12 protein-coding genes are annotated in these 17,923 nt (G+C 50.1%); 5 read left to right on the top strand and 7 right to left on the bottom strand.

Annotated elements, in window-relative coordinates; translation table 11 throughout:
• Window positions 1-38 precede the first annotated feature (38 nt).
• Window positions 39-269, bottom strand: a complete 231-nt coding sequence (locus SE18_RS19710; RefSeq protein WP_054536187.1) for a heavy-metal-associated domain-containing protein — start codon at window positions 267-269, stop codon at window positions 39-41.
• A gap of 229 nt (window positions 270-498) precedes the next feature.
• Window positions 499-1,269 (bottom strand): hypothetical protein, encoded by a 771-nt coding sequence (locus SE18_RS19715; protein ID WP_054536188.1) that lies wholly within the window; start codon window positions 1,267-1,269, stop codon window positions 499-501.
• Between the two features lie 137 nt (window positions 1,270-1,406).
• On the opposite strand from SE18_RS19715, the gene SE18_RS19720 reads away from it, so the two are divergent.
• The 4 genes from SE18_RS19720 (at window position 1,407) to SE18_RS19735 (ending at window position 4,973) form a co-directional block, all read left to right on the top strand.
• The gene (locus SE18_RS19720) at window positions 1,407-1,895 is read left to right on the top strand and encodes an Lrp/AsnC family transcriptional regulator (protein ID WP_054536189.1); all 489 of its coding nucleotides are present in this window, start codon (window positions 1,407-1,409) and stop codon (window positions 1,893-1,895) included.
• Window positions 1,896-2,230: 335 nt separating this feature from the next.
• A complete protein-coding gene (locus SE18_RS19725) occupies window positions 2,231-3,376 on the top strand; it encodes a glycosyltransferase family 4 protein (RefSeq protein ID WP_054536190.1) in 1,146 nt (381 codons plus the stop codon).
• Window positions 3,377-3,517: 141 nt separating this feature from the next.
• On the top strand, window positions 3,518-3,724 hold the full coding sequence (locus tag SE18_RS19730) for a helix-turn-helix domain-containing protein (RefSeq protein ID WP_054536191.1): 207 nt from the start codon (window positions 3,518-3,520) through the stop codon (window positions 3,722-3,724).
• A 205-nt stretch (window positions 3,725-3,929) separates the two neighbouring features.
• A complete protein-coding gene (locus SE18_RS19735; protein ID WP_054536192.1) occupies window positions 3,930-4,973 on the top strand; it encodes an SAP domain-containing protein in 1,044 nt (347 codons plus the stop codon).
• Window positions 4,974-4,994: 21 nt separating this feature from the next.
• On the opposite strand, the gene ubiE is transcribed toward SE18_RS19735, so the two are convergent.
• The 5 genes from ubiE to SE18_RS19760 form a co-directional block, all read right to left on the bottom strand.
• Window positions 4,995-5,705, bottom strand: coding sequence for a bifunctional demethylmenaquinone methyltransferase/2-methoxy-6-polyprenyl-1,4-benzoquinol methylase UbiE (gene ubiE, locus SE18_RS19740; RefSeq protein WP_054536193.1), 711 nt, complete (start codon window positions 5,703-5,705; stop codon window positions 4,995-4,997).
• Window positions 5,705-6,304: a UbiX family flavin prenyltransferase gene (locus SE18_RS19745; RefSeq protein WP_054536194.1), complete on the bottom strand. Its 600-nt coding sequence runs from the start codon at window positions 6,302-6,304 to the stop codon at window positions 5,705-5,707. Before SE18_RS19745 ends, ubiE begins: the two co-directional genes overlap by 1 nt.
• Entirely contained in the window at window positions 6,297-8,630 is a 2,334-nt protein-coding gene (locus tag SE18_RS19750) for an RNA-binding domain-containing protein (protein WP_054536195.1), read from the bottom strand. Before SE18_RS19750 ends, SE18_RS19745 begins: the two co-directional genes overlap by 8 nt.
• Before the next feature lie 430 nt (window positions 8,631-9,060).
• Window positions 9,061-9,786 carry a metal-dependent hydrolase gene (locus SE18_RS19755; protein ID WP_054536196.1) on the bottom strand — a complete coding sequence of 242 codons (726 nt, stop codon included), beginning with the start codon at window positions 9,784-9,786 and terminating at the stop codon, window positions 9,061-9,063.
• A 45-nt stretch (window positions 9,787-9,831) separates the two neighbouring features.
• Window positions 9,832-11,682, bottom strand: a complete 1,851-nt coding sequence (locus SE18_RS19760; protein ID WP_054536197.1) for a TIM-barrel domain-containing protein — start codon at window positions 11,680-11,682, stop codon at window positions 9,832-9,834.
• Between the two features lie 709 nt (window positions 11,683-12,391).
• Between SE18_RS19760 and SE18_RS19765 the strand changes: the two genes are divergently transcribed.
• Entirely contained in the window at window positions 12,392-17,668 is a 5,277-nt protein-coding gene (locus tag SE18_RS19765; RefSeq protein ID WP_054536198.1) for an alpha amylase N-terminal ig-like domain-containing protein, read from the top strand.
• The last annotated feature ends 255 nt before the right edge of the window (window positions 17,669-17,923 follow it).

Raw genomic sequence — 17,923 nt, forward strand, 5'->3', positions numbered from 1 at the left:
GGCGGGCTGACTGTACAACCCGACCCAGCCACAAGCCCCTAATTTAATGGAATTGAATTGGCGAATGGCGAAACATCATAGCCAGCTTCGCTGATTGCCGTCACCAACTGGTCGCGGCTCACTTGCTCGTTGCTTTCGACTTTGACGGTTTTGCTAGCCAAATCGACCAGAACATTTTGCACCCCAGCGACGGCGCTTACTTCGGTGTTAATTGCGTTAACACAGTGTTGGCATGAGATGCCTGGAACGTTGAAGCTTTCGGTTTTCATTACTTACTCCTTATTAATAACCCCCCCACCCAGGGGGGGTATATCTAAACCATAACATGCTGTTTAGGGCTTGTCAATCGAATTAGCAGCCAATTTAGCAGAATGTTAATTGGTTGGCACTAGAGAACATAGAACATAGAACATAAGGTTGGCTATGGGCTGGCACAATCATAATCTCAATAATCTGTGGAATCTGTGGCTAACGCATTGGCAGCTAATTGCTTTATAGCTAGCTAGCCTTTTTACGGAGATACCTCACGAGCACCAGCATAACAGCTTGGGTCAGCAATGCCGCGCATGTGGCAATCCCAAACGTCAAACCCACTCCCCAGTGTTCAATGCCACTTCCAATAACGATAAAGAACATTGCACAGGCAAAAGAACTTACAATGACCCCATGGAGAATTTGGCGCGCTGGACGAACACCCTGCAGGCTGTGCGCAAAGATCGTAAACACGGTTGCGAAAATCGGCAATGGCGCCAGTAAGCCGCTAAGCTGTGGCCCCAGCAAGCGAGCGCTACTAGTCAGAATAACGACCATACTTGTTGCAGCACCCATTCTGCCCCATAACGCCCACGCCGGAGGCGCCATCGAGCCACTTTGGCTACTAATGCTTGGCCAGTAGGCTAAAATTAGGCCAAGAACCATACTTAAAATCAAAAACACCAGCATAATCGGCACTGTAAGCTGATTCAGGATTAGGGTGCTTAGCCCAAACACTGCCCAGCCAATCAGCCAACAGCCAAGCCAATTGAGCCTTGACGCAAGCCAAGCATAGGTTATGCAAAATAGTGCCTGTGAAAGCAAACCCATGAGAATACCCAAAGCCATATGGGCAGCGAACGCAGGGCCAACCTCGAACGCAACAAAAGCAGTAATTGGCGCCGAAGTCAATGGCAAGCCGATCAACCAGCCGCCAACGGTTGCGCCCCAGCGCTTATCAGCCAAACTAATTAGTCCAATCAGTAGTGGGGTGATTGTAAGTTTAAATATCAGCATGCGAGCCTTCCTTAGCGTGGTTAGCATTCAAGAGCTAGCTTAATCAAGCATAGTCTATGGCTTTGTTATGCGAGAATACAGCCTAATAGCACGCTCTTTTATCCTTTTATATTTAAAAACGAAAGGAAATTTGGCCTATGACTAGCGATACTGAAAGATTGCTCGACGCAACTGGTTGGCAGATTCTAGTGGCTCTACAATCCGATGCACGCATCTCCTACAGCGAGTTAGGGCAGCACGTCGGCCTAATCGCGCCAGCAGTACGCGAACGCATCCGCAAATTTGAAGAGGCAGGCATTATTACTGGCTATCATGCAACAGTTAATCGCAGACTGGTGGGTCTCCCAGTGAGCGCGATTATTCGAATGGGATTACATGCATCCGAGAGCAGCGCGGCAACGATTGCAGCCTTGGATAGCATCGAGGAAGTGTTGGAATGTGCGCGAGTGATGGGCACTGATACGCTTATTCTGAAAGTGGGAGCGACTTCAATTGAGCATCTCGAAAAACTGATTGATCGGCTGCTCGTGTATGGGCCGTTGACAAGCGCAATGGTCTTGTCAACGCCAATTGAACGGCGTAATGTGACCCAAGCCATAACCATGCAGGCTCAAACTGAAGCATAAGAATACTCTGGCCTAAAAATCATTCATGGAAGTAGTGACGAAAAATGTAGTCTTCGTGGCCCTTCGTGTCATTCGTGGAGCAATTGCTTAACGCAGAGTAACCGAAGGATGAATCATGAAGGATGAGGGATGAAAGTCAGAAGTCAAAAATCAAAAGGCAGAAGCCCCAAAACCCATAGCGGATAGCTCAAAGTCATTTCCCCTTCGTGTCCTTCGTGTTCTTCGTGGTTTCGGTTGCTGACCCCTGACACCTACAGCCTGATCTCCAGCCCCTACTGCTTGACATTTTGGCGATCGTGACGAAGATTGAACCAGAATTGTGTTGAGGTTGCACTATGAAAATTGGCTTTGTCTTTGATGATCACATGCACCGCATCGGCGGCATTCAGGTATATATTCGTGGTTTGTACCATTATTTTGAGAGCCTAGGCCACGAGGTAGTGATTTTTGCTGGTGGCAGCCAGTTTGATAACGCCAAATTGGCCGAGCGGATTATTCCGTTGGGCGTTTCGTTGCCAACCTATGGTAGCGGCTCGAATACCTCATTGCCAATCTGCCTTGAATCAAATCGGCGATTGCGCGAGCTGTTAGAGGCCGAGAACTGCGATATTTTGCATATTCAGACCTTGCACTCGCCAACCATGGGTGGGCGTATTTTGGCCAATTCTAAGGCTTGCCACATCTCGACCTTTCATAATCGGGTTGATGAGCCGTGGAAATTGCAGGCTTTGCGCATGGTCAAGTACATTTTGCCCGATTTCTTTCGCCATGTGCATGGCCGAATTGCTGGTTCGCAGGCAGCAAAGGAGACGGCGCAGGCGATTTTTGGCAAGCAAGACGAATACACCGTAATTGCGAGCGGCATCAATCTTGAGCGTTTCGAGGATGCAGCCAATTTGCCACGCTTACACCAATATGACGACGATAAAATTACTCTGTTTACACTTGGGCGCTTGGAACAGCGCAAAGGTGTGGAGTATTTGCTGCGCGCTTATGCCTTGCTCCAAAAGGATTATCCCAACCAATTGCGGCTGGTGATTGCTGGTGATGGGCCGTTGCGCGAAGAATTGCAGACCTTGGCCAAGCAATTGAATTTGAGCAATGTAGAATGGCTTGGCTATGTGACCGATTTGGCCTTGCCGCATTTGATGGCCAGCGCCGATATTTTTTGTGCGCCAGCAATTGGCCAAGAAAGTTTTGGCTATGTGATTGTTGAGGCGATGGCGCTTGGTTTGCCAGTCGTGGCGGCAGCCAATGCTGGCTATGCAGGCGTTTTGGTTAATCATCCAGGCAACTTAGCGGTGCCGCCGCGCGATCCACGGGCCATGGCTGGAGCAATTGCCAGCTTTATCGCCAGCCCAGCAGCGCGCAAAAAAATTGGCCAAGCGAATCGCCAACAGGCCAAAAACTATAGCTGGCAGGTGATTGGCGACCAAATTATGGAGTTTTACAAAAAAACTTTAGCCCAAACTGTGCAATAGTGCCAAGCAATTAAGCGCTTTTTTGTGTAGTTTGCATAACAGGCGCTTAATCTTTTTATGCTATAGTAAGGTCTATGCCAACGGTGGCAACGAACCCCAATGTGGTGGATTCTAACGATGAGCTATCTAGAGGAGGCGCATATGCGTTCCCATGATTATTCAATCGAAGAAGCCGCCGGATTAATGCAGCTTTCCGAAGATACCGTGCGGCGTTGGGTTAGCAAAAAGTTGATTGGCGCGTATCAACTTGGGCGTGGCTGGCGAATTTCCGAAGATGAGATTCAAAATATTTTGACGGCGCGGCACGAAATGGAGCAAGAACGCCAATTTGCTCCAAGCGCCGCCTAGGTTTAAGCTATTTTGGCCGACAACCCAAAGCCCGCTGGATTCTTCACGAATCCAGCGGGCTTTTTTTAATTTCAGGCGCTGAGGTCTTAAACATCGCTCCTTGCAAATGCTATGGCCGAAGCAGAAAGTTGGATTAAATAGAGCTGCATGATGCAAAACACGCGATAGATTGTTATACTTAATGCTACTTTTGAGTGAGAATAGTATGGACTTTTTCGAAAAACCTTTTGATAATAGCGCTAATCAAGCAGCTCAACCAACTCCCGTTGAGCCTAATCAACCAACGATCCTTGATGATTGGCGCAAATTCCCTGCTCACTTTATGTTCCTCAACGAATTTCGATCTGCTACAAATCCACAAATCTTTGCCGATATTAATCATGGCAAACCTTGGCGCTGGGTGCTCAATGAGCATCCAACTTTCACGATTGAGCGTTGGATTCAGGATGGAATCTTGGTTCGCCCTTCGATCAACAGGTTGCTTGACGAATTGACTGAGCCGCAACTCAAAACATTGGCCAAAGAACGGGATTTGGACCTATCAGGTCAAAAGGCTGATCTTATTGCTCGCTTGATTGAGGCTGATCCGGCGGGAATGGCTGCGATTGTAGCAGATAACCCATTGCTTATCCTAAGCGACTATGGGGAATCACTGGTTGAACCCTTTCTTGAGTATGAGGCCCAACAGCGAGTCATCGCAGAAGCAGCGTGTATGGCTGCATTGAACGAGGGTGAATTCTATCGAGCTGAGCAGATTGCATTGCATGAGTATCATTCGGGTGTGTTTCCAATAGATTTTTATAATGCTGACGTAGCGCTCTTGTTGAGCATATTTATGACCCATCCATTTAGTTATTTCGATCAGCTTGAAGATGCCGATCAACACGCTATTCGCCTTGCTACGGCGATGCGCTTTTTATGGGGCAATGAGCTAAGCCGCTGGTTGCCTAATGCTACGGCTGGAGATAATCGTTTTAGCGCTGCCCAGCTAGCCCAGTTGTTGCATGACTATACGTTTCATATTGCAACCATACAGCTCTATACGAAGGATTGGATTGATACCACGGTTGAGATTGTGGCTAGCCCAGAAGCATGTCCTGTATGTCAAAAGCTTAACAACATCTATCCAGTAGCTGAAATTCCGATGTTGCCACCGAAGGATTGCCAGAGCCCACTCAGTTGCTATTTTGATTATATTGATCAAACTAATTATTTCAACCCAGATGGAACTTGCATTATAGGTAATTAAACATCTCTCCTTGCAGCGCGTTTATTTGGTGGCGATATGCACGGCAACTGCGCCCAAGCCCAATTGCTTCCAGGTCACATCGCGCCAGCCGCATTCGGCGATAATTTGGGCTAGCTCAGGTGGCTGGGGGAAAATCGATGCAGATTGGGGCAAGTAGGTATACGCCCGATTGTTGCCGCCAACGATGCTGCCAATTATTGGCACAATATTGTTGAAATAGAATTGATGACCCCAGCGTACCAAGGGATTTTTGGGCCGCGCAACTTCTAAACATGCCAATTTGCCGCCTGGCTTGGTCACGCGCGCCATTTCGCTAAAGGCTTGGCGAATATCCACGATGTTGCGCATAGCAAAGCCAGTAGTCACAATATCAAACGATTCGTCGGCAAATGGTAAGTGCATACCATCGCCATTAACGAAGCTATGATCTGTTGTGTCTTGGTCGCGTTTGGCTTGACCCGCTGCCATCATTGCAAAGGTAAAATCCAGCCCAACCACGCCAACATTGGGCATGGCGCGTTGCAAAATCGGTAGAAAATCGCCAGTGCCAGAGCCAACATCCAAGGCCCATGTGGCGTCGGTTTGCTTGATGCGTTTGGTTGCCCAACGTCGCCAGCCTTGATCTAGCCCAAAGGTCATCAGCCGATTCATCAGATCATAGCGCTCGGCAATGGCTGTGAACATGGCGTTGACATAGACTGCTTTCTCATCAGATTGTGGCAAGACAGACATTATTCAAGCTCCAAGCCAGCCCATTGCTGGTTACTATCAAGCTCAGGGCTTAGCCCCAAGGCAACTAAAGCGCGGGCGGCCACAAAATCGACGACTTCGGCAACCGTAGTTGGGCGAGCATAGAAATTGGGCATCGGCGGCACGAGCCGCACGCCACGCTGCGCTAAACGTAGCATATTTTCCAAATGCACGCTCGAAAGCGGGGTTTCGCGCGGGACGACGACTAAGCGCCGTCCCTCTTTTTGGGTCACATCGGCCACGCGCAACAGCAAATTGTTGGCAAAGCCAGCAGCCAAGGCGGCAACCGTGCCCATCGAGCAGGGCACAATCAGCATGCCATAGACCGGATACGAACCGCTAGCAATCGTTGCCGCTTGATTATTGGGATTATGCTCGGTGATCAGGCCTGACGCCTGCCAACGCGCCACGGCCTCAGCCCAAGGGTAGCCTTGTTCTTGGCGCCAAACGATCCGAGCCGATGAAGTAGCAATCAACTCAATCGGATGTTCCAAAGCGATCAAGCGCTCGATGACCCGATCGGCGAGAGCTGCTCCACTCGCGCCGCTAACCCCAACCACCACTGGCAAACGCTTACTCATCGTCCCATAGCTCCAATAATTCGCGCCATTCGTTTTCTAGCTCTTCGCGCCGAGCAGCATAGTAGATATGGTCAACGCCATCTTCATCGCGATAGACTAAATCGACCTGTGAGCGCATTGGCCGCATATAGCCGATGTTGCCCCACCAACGTACTGAGGCCTCATCGATTGGCAGATCTTCGAGGAACATACGGGCGGCATACTCGCGCACCGTGCCTTGCTCAAGATCTAAATCGCGCCATGGGTCGCTGACTTCGCCGCTGCGCAAATTGCGGAAGCGGAAGGAGCGGCCAAAATCGCTTTCTTCCATTGCTACAACTTCGATGCCTGTGGTTGGGGGCTTGACCCGAATCAGATTGAGCCATGCTTCGGTCAATTTGGCGCGGGTTACGTCGTTGAAGGTTTGAAACTCTTCATCTTCTTTGTTTTTCATGGCAAGGTCGAAGCGAATTTTTTCTTCGTTGCCATAGATGCGCCATAAGCCGCCACGGCCCTTCCAACGATATTTGCGGTCGCCCCACGGCAGCCAATTGTCTTCATTGTCCGATGCTGCATCGTCAATTGGGGCGCTAAAGCTGCGTGGTGCGCTGATTGGGGCATGATCGTCGTTATCGTTGGCATCGACTGCAAAGCTATCGTTGATGCCAAGCAGCGAGCGCCAGCCCTCACCAAGCCCCCACTCGGAAACGCCATAAAAAATATGGTCGATTACGCCTGAGGCATCGCGATGAATCAGATCATATTTGGTGCGATTGCCTTGTTGGAAGGTACGCCAAACGCCGAGCCGACCATACCAGCGTACATCTTCGTTGAGGTCAATTTTGGCATCGCGCAATTCTTCGTGGCGCGAGATGGCATAAGCCCACAAGCCTTGGGCGCGATCGCGTTCAACGCCGGTGGTAGTGCGCAAATCACGCACTTCATAGGTCCAAACTGCGTTGCGTTTTTGCTCGCTCACAATCTCGACGCCGGAGCGTGGCAATTCCAAATCTTCGCCATTATCAAGTGGCGACATCATGCTGCGAACCAAGGCGCGACGAGCAAGTTGCAACAATTCTTCGCGGTTGGCAACCTGAGTTTGATCATCGCGGCGCACATAGACTGCACCATTGCTTGCAACATAGGGTGGCAATTCATCGGGCTTAACTTCAACCCGCACAACATCGCGTTCTTGATATTGCATTAATTCGAGGCTGAGGTTTGGTTGCGGGTCGAGGTATTGAGCCACAAGCTGTTTGATTTGCTCGCTTATGCTGCTTGCTGAGACAGTTTGCTCGCCATCGGTGCCAATTAAGATCACCCCGCCATCAGCATTGGCAAGGGCTGCCACATCGTGCCAAACTTGCGCCAGATACTCCTCGGTTGCCGGACGGGCAATTAAGTGGCGCGAATCGCCATTCAGTCGCACGTTATCAATCTCCCATTGCTTTTGGTCGCGGCGTGGCACGCGCACCTTATCGATTTGCTTGCTACTCAACAAGGTTTTCAAGGCATCGAATGAAGCTTCGGGCAAGAGCGCCTCGAAATAGCGGTCGCCAACGCCATAGAATTTTTTGCTTTCTTGGTCGTCGGCAGCGGCGCGATTGACGCGATGGGCATCGGAGCCTTGAATACAGAACATTGGCCGTTCGTAATAGGTATGTTGGCCATTATAAAAGGTTGGGCTGAGGTAGCTTTCGTGGGAAGCGTAGAAATGGACAAATTCGAGGGCGTGTAAATAGGGGCTTTGGGTCGCTGCAACGCGTGATTGGCCGCTATTGCCAAAGCGAATTGATTCGCTGACCACGCCGGAATGGGCATTAACGTGGGCTGCAATCACAATGCCCCCAGCCCGATTGATAATTTCATAGGCTTCGGTAACGTGTTTGGTGTTGGAGATTGAGCACGAGCCAGCCTTTAATTCTTGAGCTGGAATCCCCAATTGCAACAAGACTGCTTCAAGCACGCTGAGCGGCGTGGTTGGGGCAAAAAGGGCCAAAATATGCGAGCCATAGTGGCTAGTAAATTCAAAGCCTGGCAGCACAGTCAAGTGAGCCAACAATTGTTGATATTCGCCGTAGCGTTCGCGCTCCTCGGGCGTACAGCGATCTGCTTGCACAAAGCGTTCGAGCAAGGCTAGCTCATCGCGAAATTGTTCATAGCCGCGAATCGTGTTGTGGTCGGTAAAGGCAATAATATCAAGTTGATGGGCTGCTGCTGCCCGTAAAATATCGAGATAACTTACCTCTGGTTCTGCATAATCTTCAGATGCTGGCGTATGGATATGTAAATCTAAACGCATCCATCGCTCGGAAGGCGCAGATAACTGCTCATCGCTAAACGTCATTTTCCGTTTTACTCCATCAAGATCAATGTTTTTTCTTTTGCCAAAAACTCTCGACTTCTCGTGTCGATTTTGTTCGTCATGATACCTCAATCTGGTCAGAGCGGCAATTTACTTAAATTTGACCAATGGGTCGCAAATATGTTCTATTGTTTCCCGTGAAACAATCTAACGTTGATCTAATGCAACTTAGTTATCAAGAAGTTATCCACAGCATGTGGATAACTTTGGTTAATTGCTAATGTGGAAAAGCTGTGGGAAATGTGTATAACTCGGCCAATTTAGGCGCTAAGGTTAATTCGTGATTAAGCAATTGTGGATCGTCGTGCAGATGTTCACATTGATCCAGCATATTCAAAGCTATAAAAACAACGTGCTGTTATTTAGGCAGCACGCTGTTAATCCAACTGGTTAAATGTTTCCCGTGAAACATTTAGGCGGAGTACGTCCACGCTTGGCCTGGTTGCAAGGCCACAATTTCTGTTTTCAACTCAAGCTTGTTCAACTCGTTTTGCAAGGCTTCAGGGTTGCCCTGCAAGGCAGGGAAGGTACCGTAATGCTCTGGAATCGCGAATTGCGAGCCGATTAATTTGAGGGCATGGGCTGCTTGACGTGGCCCCATGGTGTAGAAATCGCCAATTGGCAAGATTGTGACATTGGGCTGGTAAATTTCGCCCATCAAAGCCATATCGCTGTGGACACAGGTATCGCCAGTGTGATACACCACGCAGCCATCGGAAAATTCGAGGATAAAGCCACACGGATCGCCCAAATAGAGCGAAACATTGCCGCTGGTAATGCTGCTGCTATGGTGCGCTGTCGTCAAGGTTGCTTTGATGCCAGCAATCTCGATGCAACCACCTTTGTTGTAGCCAATACATTGTGTCGCAGCAACACCTTGGCCTTGCACCCAACCGATTAATTCGACAATCCCAGCAATTGGGGCTTTGGTTTGGTTGGCAAGCTCAACCGCGTTACCAGTATGATCCATATGACCGTGGGTCAGCAAAATCGCATCAAGCTGCTCAAGCTCAGCTTTGGCCGCTTCAGAAAAGCTTGGATTGCCTGCATACCAAGGATCAAGCACAATCCGCTTGCCTTCGGGCGTGACGAATAGAAAGCTGGCGTGACCAAGCCAAGTGATGGTCGTGTTGGCCATGAAATGATCTCCTTACACACCAAATACGGCTAACTCGCTAAAATTCTACCACAGCCGTTCGAATAAGGGCATGGTTTCCAATGGCGCTGGATAATTGTAAAGCCAGGTTTCGCCATCGAATTTCTCGCCAGTCCAATAATCGCGCCAGCCACCTTCGGGCAAGTAAATATCGCGTTGGTAGCGCTTGGCTTGAAGAATCGGCGCAGCCAAATATTGCTCGCCAAACAGCCATTGGTCGCCAATAAAGCGGGTGCTAGCATCGTCGGGATAGTGCCACCACAATGGGCGCACGAGCGGCGTGCCTTCAGTCGTCGTTGCTTGCAACAATTCAGCAATATATGGCTCTAGCTCGGCGTGTAATTGGGCATAACGCTGGCAAATCTGGCTGGTTTCAGCATCGTATTGCCAAGGCGCAATTGAGAATTGCATGGCAGGCAAGAGCGCAGTCACTTGCGTCCAGCGAATCAGCAATTCGCGTTCGGGAAATTCGCCATTATAGGCATTGCCGCCAATCATATCGGGCAACACGTAGGGATAGCCGATCACGCTCATAGCAAGTGCTTGAGTTATGACCGCATGCAAGCCATTATCCATACCCCAGCGGCTCCATTTATCCCATTCGCGGAAGAAGATTGGCTGTTGTTGTGAGCGCCAACCAGTGCGCACCTCGGTCCATTGCCACGATTGGGCTACGAAGGCAACGTAGCGATCGCTATATTGATTGGGCGTCATTGGGAGATAGGTTTTGGCCTCTGCTGGCAGGAAATTGCCTTCAGCACCATCGAATTTAAAGCCATCGATACCATACAAGCTTTGCAAGCGTTCTAAGCCAGCTTGCCACCAGGCTAACGCTGCCGGATTTGAAACATCCAACAAGCCGCCCCAACCTTGCCACCAACGAGTCAAATAGGGTTGATCATTGCCAGGATGTTTGACCAAATAGCCATGGGCTGCTGCTTCGGCAAACGCTGCACTTTTGGGATCAAAGAATGGTGGAATCCACAAGGTTACTTTATAACCAAGCTGATGCAATTGATCGACCATTGCCTTGGGATCGGGAAACTTGCGCCGATCGAATTCAAGATCGCCGTAAGCTGTTTGCCAGCGATCATCGATTTCGAGCACAGAGTAAGGATACTGATGATCGATGATTTCTTGGGCAAAGGCCAAGGTTTGGGCTTGATCGATATCCATTTTATAGCGTGCCCAAGTTGTCCAGATTGGCTTGCTGAACATGGCCAAGGGCGGTGCAGCTTTGGGATAACCAAGTTTTTGAATAATTTGTTGCGCGGCGAGGCTCACATTCTCAGCAATCACGAGATCGAGCACCAAGCGCGTGCCTGCATAATGAATTTCGCTACCATCTAAGCCTGCGCCGAATGGGGTTGGCGAAGGAAATTGAAGTAAACGAATAACGCCAGCAGGATCGCTATCGATCGTAACGTGCAATGGCCCAGTATCTTCAGCGACCATCAAGGCCACACCATTTGCGCCAATCCACACCGGCGTAACAATATTAAGTGTGCCATCATCGGCGTGATCGTAGGTAATGAAGGGTTGGCTTTGCACGCCAGCCAAATTAAGCGGCCAGCTTTGGATCACTCGTTCGCCCATGCCATACCACGAGCCTGCTGGCTGAATGCCGATTGCAAGGCCAATTTGAGCAACTTGATGTTTCACGTGAAACACCAAGCGATAGCCAGTTGATGTGGTTTTCAGATTCAATTCAAAGCTTTGGTTATCGAAGCTGGTGTATTGCACTGTATCGGGCTGGGTTTGCACGCCCATTGCGGCAAACTGCGAGCCATATTGAGCCAAATAGGGCTGAATCGTCAGCACCTCTTCATCATCGCGTTGAAATACCAATAAGCCTGTTGATTCAAGGGTATATGCCATAAATACCTCAGGTAGTGATCAATCGTTGCAAGTATTATAGTTGGGGATCGGGGATCGGGGGTCGGGGATTAGGCTATGGGCTTTGGGAGAATAGAATTCTAATAATCTGTGGCAAAAACAGCCTTCGCGATCTTCGCGGTTTCAATCCTGCGTCGATCGAATTTTTAACGCAGAGGCGCAGAGAACCGATGGCTCTCTTGGCTTTGGACTATCGGAAGATAATCACAATAATCAATGCTCATCTGTGGCGAAAAATCGTGCTTCGTGGATTAATTTTTAACGCAGAGGCGCAAAGAACTAAAGGATGAAGTACGAGGGATGAAATTCTAACAGGATTAGCATTTGAGTGTGTGGTTAGGGCAATAATCAACATAATCTGTGTAATCTGTGGCTAAAAATGGCTCTTCGTGCAATTCGTGGCTAAAGTTTCACGTGAAACATGGCTGCGATCAAAATAGATCAGATTTTAGTTACCAATTGAGCCTTCAAAATAGTCAAAACATCTACCAATCAGTATGTTTTTATCCCTTTACAACAATATATTTTTATATTGATTGTAAGTGTTTTTACTTTATTTAAAACCTCGTTCGTTCAGTTGACAAAGTATTAGCAGTAGGCTATGATCGCTGCACCGCTAAAGTTTGTTTGACGACGCAACAAATCAAGGACAATGTAGTTCAAATAAAAACCCTTACCAAAGGAGCCGTCCATGCGTGACACAGCCCATCGTCGGAGCCTGATCAGTAGAAGCTTGCTGGTCAGTATGCTATTGGCGTTAATGATCCCCACGCTTAGCCCTCAAACTCCCGTGGTTGCCGCCCAACCCACTAAGGTTGATTTGGCTAGCAACGCTCCCACTATTTCCAATGCCTTAGTTAATTGGTGTTTCGCTGGTGCTTTCCAAGGCTGGAACAATGGCTCAACCCAAGCCAACGATGAAGGTCTCAATGGCGATCTAGTCGCTGGCGATGGCATCTATTCACGTGATGTTGTCGTTCCAAGTGTAAATGTTGGTATCTCTGGATGGAAGGCTGTAGTTTGTGATAGCTGGAATCCTTCAGTACCTGCTGGAGCACTCGATTCTTGGATGCACACAACTCAAGCTAATCAAACAGTCAAATTGACCCTCGATACCAACAATTACAGTTCCAATGCTGGCAATCATGGCCTGCCAAGCCAAAATATTCTTCATGCCTACGATTCAGGCTTTGCCAATTGGACGGCTGTTGGCTCGTTCCAAAGCACTGCTTGGACAAACAACGATCCTGCTACGGCTATGACCGACATCGGCAATGGCTGGTATTCGTTGGTCTACACTGTGCCTAATGCAGGAAGCTACCAAGGCAGAGTTGAACGAACAGGTGATGCGACCACTCGCTATACCACAGTTGGCCGTGTAATTGGTTTTGATGATGGCAACATTAGCTTTACCACGACCGAAGCCAACCAAAAAGTAACCTTTTTGCTCGATACCAACACCAGTCGCTTGACGATTCGCCCGCAAACCGCTGGCAACACTGGCCCTTGGTGTGCGCCAGGCAATTATCAAGTGCCAACATGGGACCCACCAATGAATCCATTATTTGATAACGGAACCCAAGGCGACTTGGTTAGCGGCGATGGGGTTTTTAGCCGCGATGTGATTGTTCCGGTTTCAGGAACATATTCATGGAAGGTTAACGCATGTAGCTGGGCAACAGCATTTCCTGCCGCTGATGCTTGGATCTACACAACGCAGCCAAGTCAAACTGTAAAATTGTTGTTCGATAGCAACAATCACGCAAACGATACTGGCTGGGAACTTAAACCAGCTCAAAACATCGTCAATGCGCTCGATTCATCGAATGATTTCACGGTGGTTGGCTCGTTTCAAGGTATTTGGGATAATGATGATCCTGCTACCAAAATGACCCAAATCGCCCCAAATCAATTTGTGTTACGCTATACCGTAGCCGCACCTGGCGATTATGCTGCTAAATTCACCCGCACTGGCTCATGGACAGAGCAATACAATGCTCAGGGTCGGGTGTTCGATGCTGGTGAGCCAGCCCCAATTGGTTTTACGACAACCACATTGAATGAAACTGTCGTGTTTTATTTAGATAATCGCACAGGCCGCGTAGCGATTACCCCGCAACGCGATGGCCAAATTCCCGATTCAGTCATTGGCGATGGCGTGATCAATCGCGATGCAATTCAGCACCACAGCCGCGAATCGCTTTATCGCGTACCATTCGGCGCTGAGCCGCTCAACCAAGCAGTCAAATTGCGCTTGCGCACCGCTGCTCACGACATCACTCAAGCGCGCATTCGCTTGTATTACACCGCCAACAACGGCCAAAGTATTCAACGCATGACCAAAGTGGCCAGCGATGAAAGCTACGATTATTGGGAATACACCATGCCAGCCCAAACCGTGCTGGGCGTGGTTTACTATCGTTTTATCATCGAAGATGGCAGCACAACCCTCTTCTATGAAGATGATAGCTTGTTCGATGGTGGCTTAGGCGAGGTGGTCAATACTAGCGCTGATCGCTCGTGGAACATCTACATCTACGACCCAGCGTTTACCACGCCTGAATGGGCACAAAACGCCACGATTTATCAAATTTTCGTCGAGCGCTTCCGCAATGGCGATGCAGGCAACGACCCAACTGGCGTAGCAACCGACACGACCTATCCCGGGCGCGGCTGGTTCTACCCAACCGAGCGCGGCCACCGCTTCCCAGTCACGCCATGGAACTCGATTGTGCCCGATCCAGAGCCATTTACCGACCCGAGCAACCCATGGTGGTCGACTTACAGCAGCACAATGTATGGTGGCGACTTGAATGGGGTCCAAGATAAGCTCGATTATTTGCAAGAGTTGGGCGTAACCACGCTCTATCTCAACCCAATTTTCGATAGCCCATCGAACCACAAATACGATGGCCGCAACTATCGCACGGTTGACCCAGCGTTTGGTGGCCAAGCTGCATTCGATGCTTTGGTAGCCGATGCGCATAATCGGGGCATGACCGTGGTGCTCGACGGCGTGCCAAACCACGTCAGCAGCGATAGCCCATTCTTCGATCGCTTTGGCCGCCACGCTGAAGTTGGCGCATGCGAAAGCGTCACTAGCCCTTATCGCTCGTGGTTCTTCTTTGAACCAGCTGCCGAGCCAGGCACCGGCGTTTGCGCAGGCGATACCAACTATCGCGGTTGGTTTGGCGTAGCAACCTTGCCGCAAATCAACACCAATCATCCCGAAGTAATGGCCTATTGGTTTGGCACGCCTGGTGGCAACCCCAACTTGCCAACCAACACCGCCAGCTACTGGGTCGATGGCGAAAACAAGGCCGACGGCTGGCGCATCGACGTTGTGCCCGATGTGATTGGGGTCAACCCAACCTTCTTTGAAACATGGCGCGACGTGATGAAAGCCGCCAATCCCGATTCCGTGCTTTACTCCGAAACCTGGAGCGAAGGCGATGTACGTGATCGAGTGCTTGGCGATGAATTCGACAGCACCATGAACTATCGTTATCGCCGCGCGGTGTTGGGCTTCTTGCGCGATACCCGCTGGGTCGATGGCGACGGTGGCCAAGAGATCGATCCGCTCTTGCCAAGCCAATTTGTCAACAGCTTTGAAACCATCCGCGAGGATTATCCAGCGCCAGCCTATAACGCAGCCATGAACTTGATCGATAGCCACGATACCAATCGGGCCGTGCATGTGCTGAACGAATTGGGCTTTACGGGCGAGGGCTACGATCGCCAACCAGTTGATAATTTTGTTGATGCGCGCCATCGCTTATCGTTGGTTGCAGCTTTGCAAATGACCTTGCCAGGTGCGCCAACCATCTATTATGGCGATGAAGTTGGGCTAACAGGCTATGGCTTCGATGTGCCACGCGACGATCCATACAACCGCCAACCCTACCCATGGACTGACCAAGCAGGCTACAACAGCTTGCCAGAATGGCGCAAAGCAGACACCAATTTGTTGGCGACCTACAAACGCCTAGGCCAATTGCGCCGCGATTATAGCTACTTGCGCACTGGCTCGTTCGATGTGCTGAGCGCCGACGATGCTAACAAAGTCTTGGCCTATGGCCGCAAAGACGAAAATGGTGCAGCAATTGTGGTCTTCAACCGCGATAGCCAAGCGCATACGGTCGAGTTGAATTTGGCTGGCTATGTGCCAACTGGCACCGTGCTGACCCGCACCATGCCATTGAGCCAAACTGGCTTGTTGCCAGCAACTGATGTCACAACCTATACCTTCAGCGTTGCGCCCCAAAGCGTTGGCATTTGGTTGACTCCTGATAGCGTTGATATGAGCGCGCCTGCTGCCCCAACTAACTTGCAAGTGACCAACCAATTGTCACAAAGCATCGATCTTAGCTGGAATAGCGTTGCAACGGCTCAAAGCTACAACATCTATCGCTCGCTTGTTAGCGGCGGTGGCTACGAGTTGATTGGGAACACAACCAATACCAACTTTAGCGATGCAGGGCTAACGCCAAGCCAACGCTACTACTATGTCGTCAAAGCGCTGCGCAATGGCTTGGAAAGCGCCACCAGCAACGAAGCTTCTGGCTTGCCGTTCTATACAATCAACTGGTCGAATCTGCAATTCCCAAGTTTGATCAACCACACGATCAGCATTACCAACCCAACGACCAACATTTACGGTCAGGTCTATATCGAAGGTGTGACTAGCGAAGCTGGTGCAACGCCGAGCCTGTTGGCCGAAGTTGGCTATGGCCCCGATGGCTCGCAACCAAGCGCTGCTAGCTGGCAGTGGTTTGATGCCAGTTTCAATGTTCAAGTTGGCAATAACGATGAATTTGTTGGCAATCTTCTGCCCACCAGTGTTGGCACCTTCGATGTTGCCTATCGTTATAGCACCGACGGCGGCATAAGCTGGATTTACGCCGACCTCGATGGCTCCGCCAATGGCTACTCGCCAGCGCAAGCAGCCAGCTTAGTTGTTGCGGCAAGCAGCGACACGACAGCACCAACAGCGCCACTTAACTTGCACGAAGTGCGGCGCTCAGCAGCCCAAATTGTAATTGGCTGGGATGCGTCAAGCTCAAGCGACACCTATCGCTACGATGTATACCGCGATGGCAATGCAATTGCCTCGGTCTTGCACCCAACCACGATCTTCACCGATACTGAGGTAACCGCAGGCATTACCTATACCTATCAATTGAAGGCGCTCGATGGCTCGTTCAATCAATCGGGCTTCTCGAATAGCGTCGATATTCGCGCCGAACAACGGGTTGTCGATGTGACCTTCCGGGTCAAAGTGCCCACCGAAACGCCAAGCAACGAAAGCGTGTATATCGCTGGCAACGATGGCGCGGTGTTCAACGGCGCTTGGTCGGCCAACGGCCAAATTCTGCAACGCGTGCTGACCGATACTTGGGAATTTAGCAAGCCAATTCTCGAAGGCACGGTTTTGGATTACAAATACACTCGTGGCACGTGGGAACGGGTCGAATCGTGGGGCACGATCGAAGGCTTCAACAATCGCCGCGTGACAATTGAATATGGCAACGACGGCCATTTTATCGTGAACGATACGAATACCAATTGGGGCACTGGCGACGACAACCGCAAGGCTGTTCAAGCCTGGCGCGACCCGTTGGTCAGCAGCAGCTCAATTGCCAACAACGCAGTTGAGGTTGCGCCAAACGCCAACATCTCAATTACATGGTCGCAAGCTGTCACGGCAACTATGCCGATCAGCAACGTATTGGTCTTGACCAATGCCCAAAATCAGCCCGTTGCTGGAACAGTGGTCGCTACCAGCCCTACAACCTTCAGCTTCATCCCCGCAGCACCACTGCCAAACGGAAACTATACGCTAACTGCATTCAATGTTCGGCGGGTCATTGGTGATCCATCGCCAATGCAACAACGCTACGTTGTGCGCTTCACGGTTGGTCGCGAAGGCTTCAAAATCTTCCTGCCAATCGTTGGACGAACCAACTAACTCTCATTCCAACCCGCTAATTGAATACCGATAATGGTGTCGGGGTATTGTCGCTGGCCTAGCCAGCGCGATACCCCGTTTTGCACCGCTCAATGGTGAGGCTCTGTTGGTTGTTGTGAGGATGGTCTAGGCCGCCATCGTTGCGAGCACCAACAGGGAGCATAGGAAGCTGAGCGCTCGACGCTAGGTTTGGTGTGCCTAAAATTTGGCGCACGGCTCCTATTGAAACGTTGGTGTTTCACGACAAATACTCTA

Origin of the sequence: Herpetosiphon geysericola (assembly GCF_001306135.1) — a bacterium.
Classification (GTDB): Bacteria; Chloroflexota; Chloroflexia; order Chloroflexales; family Herpetosiphonaceae; genus Herpetosiphon; species Herpetosiphon geysericola.